Origin of the sequence: Methylophaga sp. UBA678, from assembly GCF_002299105.1 — a bacterium.
GTDB classification, from domain to species: Bacteria; Pseudomonadota; Gammaproteobacteria; order Nitrosococcales; family Methylophagaceae; genus Methylophaga; species Methylophaga marina.
The window spans coordinates 91288-91495 of sequence record NZ_DBNG01000033.1; the positions used below are offsets into that span (position 1 = coordinate 91288).

Here is a 208-nt window from a genome sequence, read left to right on the forward strand (position 1 = left end):
TTCTGTTGAATACATCATGCGCGATGTTCAATGGGGTTGGCTGATACGGTATATGCATTCCACTGGTGCCTCAGCATTTTTTGTTGTCGTTTATCTTCATATGTTTCGAGGCTTAATCTACGGTTCGTATAAGCAACCACGTGAACTTGTATGGTTATTCGGGATGCTGATATACCTTGTTCTCATGGCTGAAGCATTCATGGGTTAT

Annotated in this window: 1 protein-coding gene; it reads left to right on the forward strand. The window is 41.8% G+C overall.

The window, feature by feature from the left end; translation table 11 throughout:
- Positions 1-208: cytochrome b N-terminal domain-containing protein (locus tag B3014_RS14820; RefSeq protein WP_289287014.1), on the forward strand; the 208-nt coding region annotated here is incomplete at both ends.